At 72.5% G+C, this 5,672-nt stretch carries 3 protein-coding genes; 1 reads left to right on the top strand and 2 read right to left on the bottom strand.

Going from position 1 to position 5,672, the window contains the following annotated elements:
• Together EJK15_RS67155 and EJK15_RS67160 are read right to left on the bottom strand one after the other, a co-directional pair.
• A partial coding sequence (locus tag EJK15_RS67155) for a phosphopantetheine-binding protein (protein ID WP_240778099.1) occupies positions 1-900 on the bottom strand: 900 nt, incomplete at its 3' end.
• Between the two features lie 22 nt (positions 901-922).
• Entirely contained in the window at positions 923-2,041 is a 1,119-nt protein-coding gene (locus EJK15_RS67160; RefSeq protein ID WP_138720576.1) for a class I SAM-dependent methyltransferase, read from the bottom strand.
• 114 nt (positions 2,042-2,155) lie between these two features.
• On the opposite strand from EJK15_RS67160, the gene EJK15_RS67165 reads away from it, so the two are divergent.
• Positions 2,156-5,672 (top strand): non-ribosomal peptide synthetase (locus tag EJK15_RS67165; RefSeq protein ID WP_138720577.1); only part of this gene is annotated, 3,517 nt, incomplete at its 3' end.

The following is a 5,672-nucleotide window of genomic DNA, read 5'->3' on the forward strand; positions in this document are numbered from 1 at the left end:
AGATGTGTATAAGAGCCAGAGCCGGGACCACCACCAGTCCCGGTCGGCCTGCCAGGCCTCGGTGGCGGGCAGGTCCGCGAGGGAGGTGACGTAGTCGCCGAAGCGGATCTCCAGGGGAGGGAGGGTGGCGTTCCAGTCGGCGACGAAGGTGAGCAGGTCGCGGCTGAGCACGCTGGACGACCAGCCGTCGAAGGTCAGCAGGCTCAGGCCCAGGTGGAGTCGGCCCTCGTCGCCGGGCAGCAGGGTGAGCCGGAGGTCCAGGCCGGGGCCTCGAGTGGGGTCGGGGCCGCTGGTGCTCATCTCCTGCCGTACGTCCCGCAGTACGGTGGCGATCTCCTCGGCGCCGGCCTCGCGCAGGTCGTACACGCGGACCCGCGGTACCGCGCCCGGCGCGTCGGCGGGCAGGACATGCTGGCGGCCGTCGGAGGTGACGCGGGCGCGGAGGGTGGGCTGGTGTGTGGCGAGTCGTTCGACGGCGTCGGTCAGCGCGTCGGCGGCCTCGTCGCCGTCGACGCTGGTCAGGGCGTAGTCGAGGTAGTAGTGGGCCGAGTCGTAGGACAGCTCCCAGCCGTCCTGCTGGCCGACGAAGTAGCCCTGTTGGAGGGGGAGCAGGGGGAATTCCGCGTGGGGGTCGGGACGTGGCGTGACGGTGAGCGGCAGGGCCCGGGCCGTGGGCTCGCCGGAGGAGCGTCGTCGTACGAGCTCGGCCAGTTCACCCAGCGTGGTCTCGACCCGTACGTCCGACAAGGCGAGCGTGACTCCGAGACGTTTGCGCACCAGGGCGGACATGCGGACGGCGAGCACTGAATCGCCGCCCAGGCGCAGGAAGCCGACGTCGTGCGGGATCTCGTCGGGCGGCAGGCCGAGCAGCTCCGACCAGATCTCGACCAGGTCCTTCATGGGCACTCCCATTGTCAGGTGATCAGCGGGTGGCGACAACCAGGCGCTGCGACAGCGCGGTCAGCGGGTCCTCGGGGCGGGGCAGGTCCACCTCGACGCGCAGCCCGCTGCCTTCCAGCGCGCCCAGCCATTCCTCGCGGCGCAGGTACGTGCGGGTGCTGCCAGCCCGGCCGTCATGCCGCTCGGGCGGGCCGTCCTCGGTGGACAGGGCGAACGGCATCGAGGTGAGCGACTGGGGGTGTTCGCGGACGGTCTCGATGAGGAGCACCCGCCCGCCGGGGGCGAGCAGCGCGGCGATCTGGTCGAGCAGGCGGCCGACGTGCGGCGCGTTGTGTGCCATCGTGGCCGCGACGACCAGGTCCAGCTCTCCCGGCTGACGCGGCAGGTCGCGGGCGATGTCGAGCAGCGCGTACCGCAGGAAGCCCGCATCGAACCGGCGGCGCGCGGTGTCGAGGAAGAACGGCGACAGATCGGTGAACAGGTAGAACTCGACGGGCCGCGCGGCCAGCACCTGCAGCAGGTCCGCGGTGGTGGCGCCGATGCCGGCGCCCAGCTCCAGGATCCGCAGCGGCCGGGTGGCGCGCTCGGCCAGGTCCGTAAGTGCCTCGGCCGCGGCGGCGTTGAGGTAGCGACTGATCAGGTTGTCGCGGTAGACGGCCTCGGCGGTGACGGGCTCGCCGTCGGGGTAGAGCAGCGCCTGCACGCCGATCTCGTCGCGCAACAGGGCGGGCAGCAGCCTCAGCGAGCGCAGCATCAGCTCGGCCAGTTCGGCGGGGTAGCCGAGCGCCAGCCGCGCGGCCTCCATGCGGGTGCGGGCGGCGGCCAGCTCCGCGCGCCGAGGGCTGTGCAGGGAGTGGAAGCGGCCCGCGGCGTCCCGGCTCGCCAGGCCGGCTTCGCAGAGGGCAGCCAGCCAGTGGCCCGCGATCCAGCGGTGCCGCCGTGCCGAGCCGAGGTCGTCGGCGACCGCGTCCGCCTCGTGCGCTGCGCCGTCACGTAACCGGGTGCGCCGGTGCAGATCGGCCGCGATGCCGAGCAGGATCAGGCGGTCCAGGTCATGGACGGCTTCGGCCGCGCCGCCGGTGTCGGTTCCGGCGATCGCGGCGTGCCCGGCGCGGTCCGCTCGGTCGTTCAGGGGCGACATAGGGCGAGATGCTACGAATAACGGTAATCATTTTCAAGATCTAGACAAAGCGTCGAAACTGTGTAGCAATGAAAACCGTTTCCGTTGTGCTGTCTCCGTGGAAGGGGTTCTCCCTTGGGTTCCGCCACCGTCGAAGAAGTGCTCGCCTGCCTGGCCGACGTGCTGGAACTCCGGCCCTCGGACCTGGACCCCGACGCGCCGCTCACCGCCCTGGGGCTGGAGTCCTTCACCGCCGTACGCCTGCGGCGGCGCCTCTTGGAGGAGGCCGGGCTCGATCTCCCGCTGACCGCCTTCCTCGCCAACGCGACCGCGCGCACAGTCGCCGCCGGGATCGTGCCGGACGAAGACGAATCCGCGGACGCGGGACAGTCCTTCCCGCTGACCCCCATCCAGGCCGCCTATCTGGTCGGCCGGGACCCGGCGTTCCCGCTGGGGGGAGTGGCCACCTTCTACTACTTCGAGTACGACCGCACGCCCCAGGACGCCCCCGAGACCGACCTTGACCGGCTACAGACTGCCTGGAACCGGCTCGTGCGACGGCACCCCATGCTGCGCATGGTCGTGGACTCCGACGCCAGACAGCGCGTGCTCGACCAGGTGCCCGACTACGCCATCGCCCGCACCGACCTGCGTGGCGAGACGCCGGAACGGGTCGAAGAGGCACTGGACGCGTTACGGGCGGCCTGTTCGCACCAGGTGCTCCCCGCCGACAGGTGGCCGCTGTTCGACCTGCGGGCGGCGTTGCTGCCGGACGGCCGTACCCGGTTGTTCATCGGCGTGGACGTGCTGGCCCTGGACCTCATGAGCTGGATGCGGCTGATGCGGGAGTGGGGCCAGTTCGTGACCGACCCCGCCCTGGAGCTGCCCGCGCCGCCCCTCGGCTTCGCCGACCTCGTACGGCGCCGCCTGGAGGACCCCGCCGACCGGCGGCGCGAGACGGACGCCGCGTACTGGGCCCGCCGCGCACCCGCCCTGCCAGGCGGGCCGGCGCTGCCCTGGACCCGCGGCCCGGCCGATTTCAGCGGGCATCGCATCACCCGGCACGCCGCCGAGCTGTCCGCCGAGGACTGGGCGCAGCTGCGCAAGCAGGGCGCGGCGCACGGGCTGAGCCCCACCGGCCTGCTGCTGGCGGCATTCGGCCTGGTGCTGCAGCGCTGGGGCGCCCACGAACCCTTCTGCCTGAACACCACCCTCTTCGACCGCGATGACCTCGCCCTCGGCGACGACACCCCGGGCCTGGACAGCGTCGTCGGCGACTTCACCAGCACCGTCCTCGTGGAGATCCCCACTGCTGACCCCGGACGCTGGTACGGCTTCGCCGGCTACGCCGCGGCCGTCAACCGGCAGTTCTGGACCGACCTCGACCACCGGGCCGTCTCGGGGATGGAGGCGCTGCGTACCGCGGTTGAGTCCGGGGAGCGCCCTCGGGTGACCGACCCGGCCACCGGGTTGCCCCTTCCCACACATACCGTGGTCTTCACCAGCGGCGTCGGGCTGGCGGGACCGGGCGAGTCGCCCGCCGCCTGGCTGGGCACCGAGGTCTTCGGCGTTTCGCAGACGCCGCAGGTGATGCTGGACCACATCGTCTGGGACGAGGACGGCAGGCTTCGCATCGCGTGGGACGCCGTTGACGGGGCGCTGCCGGCCGGGTTCGTCGACGGGATGCTGGCCGCGCACGTCCGCCTGCTGCGGCGGCTGGCCACGGAGCCCGAGCTGTGGACCGACCCCGCGCTCGGGTGGGCCCCGTCGTTCCTCGCCGACGAGGACCTGCCGGGCGGGGCGTTCGACGGAGCCGGTCCGCTCCTGGACGATCCGCTGCGCGCCGCCGCCGAACGGGGCCGGTCCGCGCCCGCCCTGCTTGACCTGGCTCGCGAGGTGACGGCGGGGAAGCTGACCGAGCGGGCCGCGCGCACCGGCCGCACGCTGGCCGCGCTCGGAGTCGGACCCGGCGATCTGGTGGCGGTGGTGGCGGACAAGAGCATCGCGCAGATCACCGCGCTGCTCGGGGTATCGGCCAGTGGGGCGGGGTACGTGCCCGTCGAACCGTCCTGGCCGGCGAGCAGGGTGGCGTCGCTGTGCGAGCAGGCGTCGATCCGGCACGCGCTGCTGGCGGCGGAGGCCGATGCCGCGGCGTGGCCGGATCAGGTCACCGTGCACCGGCTGGACGATGACGGGATGCTCGATGGTCAGGCCGAGGCCGAGCCGCGACGTCCCGCGCCGGACGACCTCGCTTACGCGATCTTCACCTCGGGCTCGACCGGGCGGCCCAAGGGCGTGGCCATCGAGCACCGCGCGGCCCGTACCACCCTGGACGACCTGGCCGAACGCTTCCCCCTCGACCCCGGCGACCGGGTGCTCGCCCTGTCGGCGTTCAGCTTCGACCTGTCGGTCTACGACATCTTCTCGGTGCTCGGCTCCGGCGGTGCCGTGGTGCTGCCCGAAGCCCGCCGCCAGCGCGACCCCGGCCACTGGCTGGAGCTGATGGCCCGGCACCGCGTCACCGTGTGGAACACCGCTCCTGCCCTGCTGGAGATGCTGGTGGAATACGCCGAGCTGGAGCCGGAGGCAGTGCGCAAGGCGCTGTCCACGCTGCGGCTGGTGTTCCTGTCGGCCGACTGGATCCCCGTCACCCTGCCCGACCGGCTGCGGGCGCTGGCCCCGCACGCCCAGGTGGTCAGCCTGGGCGGGGCGACCGAGGCGTCCATCTGGTCGATCAGCTACCCCATCGGCGAGGTCGATCCGTCCTGGCCGAGCATCCCGTACGGCAGGGCCCTCCGCGGCCAGTCCTTCCACATCCTTGACGAACACGGCCGGCCCTGCCGGGTCGGCGAGCCGGGTGAACTGCACATCGGCGGGTACGGGCTGGCCCGTTGCTACGTCGGCGACCCTGGGCAGACGGCCGAGCGTTTCATCACGCACCCGATCCTGCGTCGCCGCCTTTACCGCACGGGCGACCTCGGGCGCTGGCGGTACGACGGGACGATCGAGTTCCTGGGCCGGCTGGACCGGCAGGTCAAGATCCGCGGTCACCGGATCGAGCTCGGTGAGATCGAGGCCACGCTGGACAGGCTCCGCGTCGTGCGGCAGGCGGTGGCCCGAGCGGTGCCCGGGCCCGACGATCGGCCCCGGCTGGTCTGCTACGTCGTGCCCGCCGATCCTTCGGCACCACCGTCGGACGACGAGCTGATCGAGACCTTGCGGGCAAACCTGCCCGGGTTCATGGTGCCCAACCGCTTCCTCACCATGGACGGGCTGCCGATCACGGACAACGGCAAGATCGACTACAAGGCGCTCGTCAATCCGTACCAGCGAGCCGACGTCCCAGCCCGGGAGGCCCCTACCGCGGAGACGCTCGCCGCGCCTACGGCCGTCACCGAAGAGAACGCACCCCGTGCGCAGGCCCTCCCTGCGGCGATGACCGCACCGCGAGCGCAGGCGCTCACCGCGACGGTCACGCGCGGGCTGCGCCTCAGCCTCACCGTGTCGCCCGACGGGATGATGGAGCTCGTCGTGGAGGGCGGCGCCGACGGCGACGGGATTCCCACGCCCGGCGCTGCCGCCTCCCTGCAGCCTGCCGCATCGGCAGCCGAGCCCTCCGCCTTGCCGCAGCTCGCCACGCCCACCCCCGAGC

The sequence above is a fragment of the Nonomuraea basaltis genome, assembly GCF_005893125.1.
Classification (GTDB): domain Bacteria; phylum Actinomycetota; class Actinomycetes; order Streptosporangiales; family Streptosporangiaceae; genus Nonomuraea; species Nonomuraea basaltis.

What these genes read in the sequence shown, in the direction of transcription:
- EJK15_RS67160 (WP_138720576.1), bottom strand. Translation starts at nt 2,041, where the DNA reads ATGTCGCCCCTGAACGACCGAGCGGACCGCGCCGGGCACGCCGCGATC.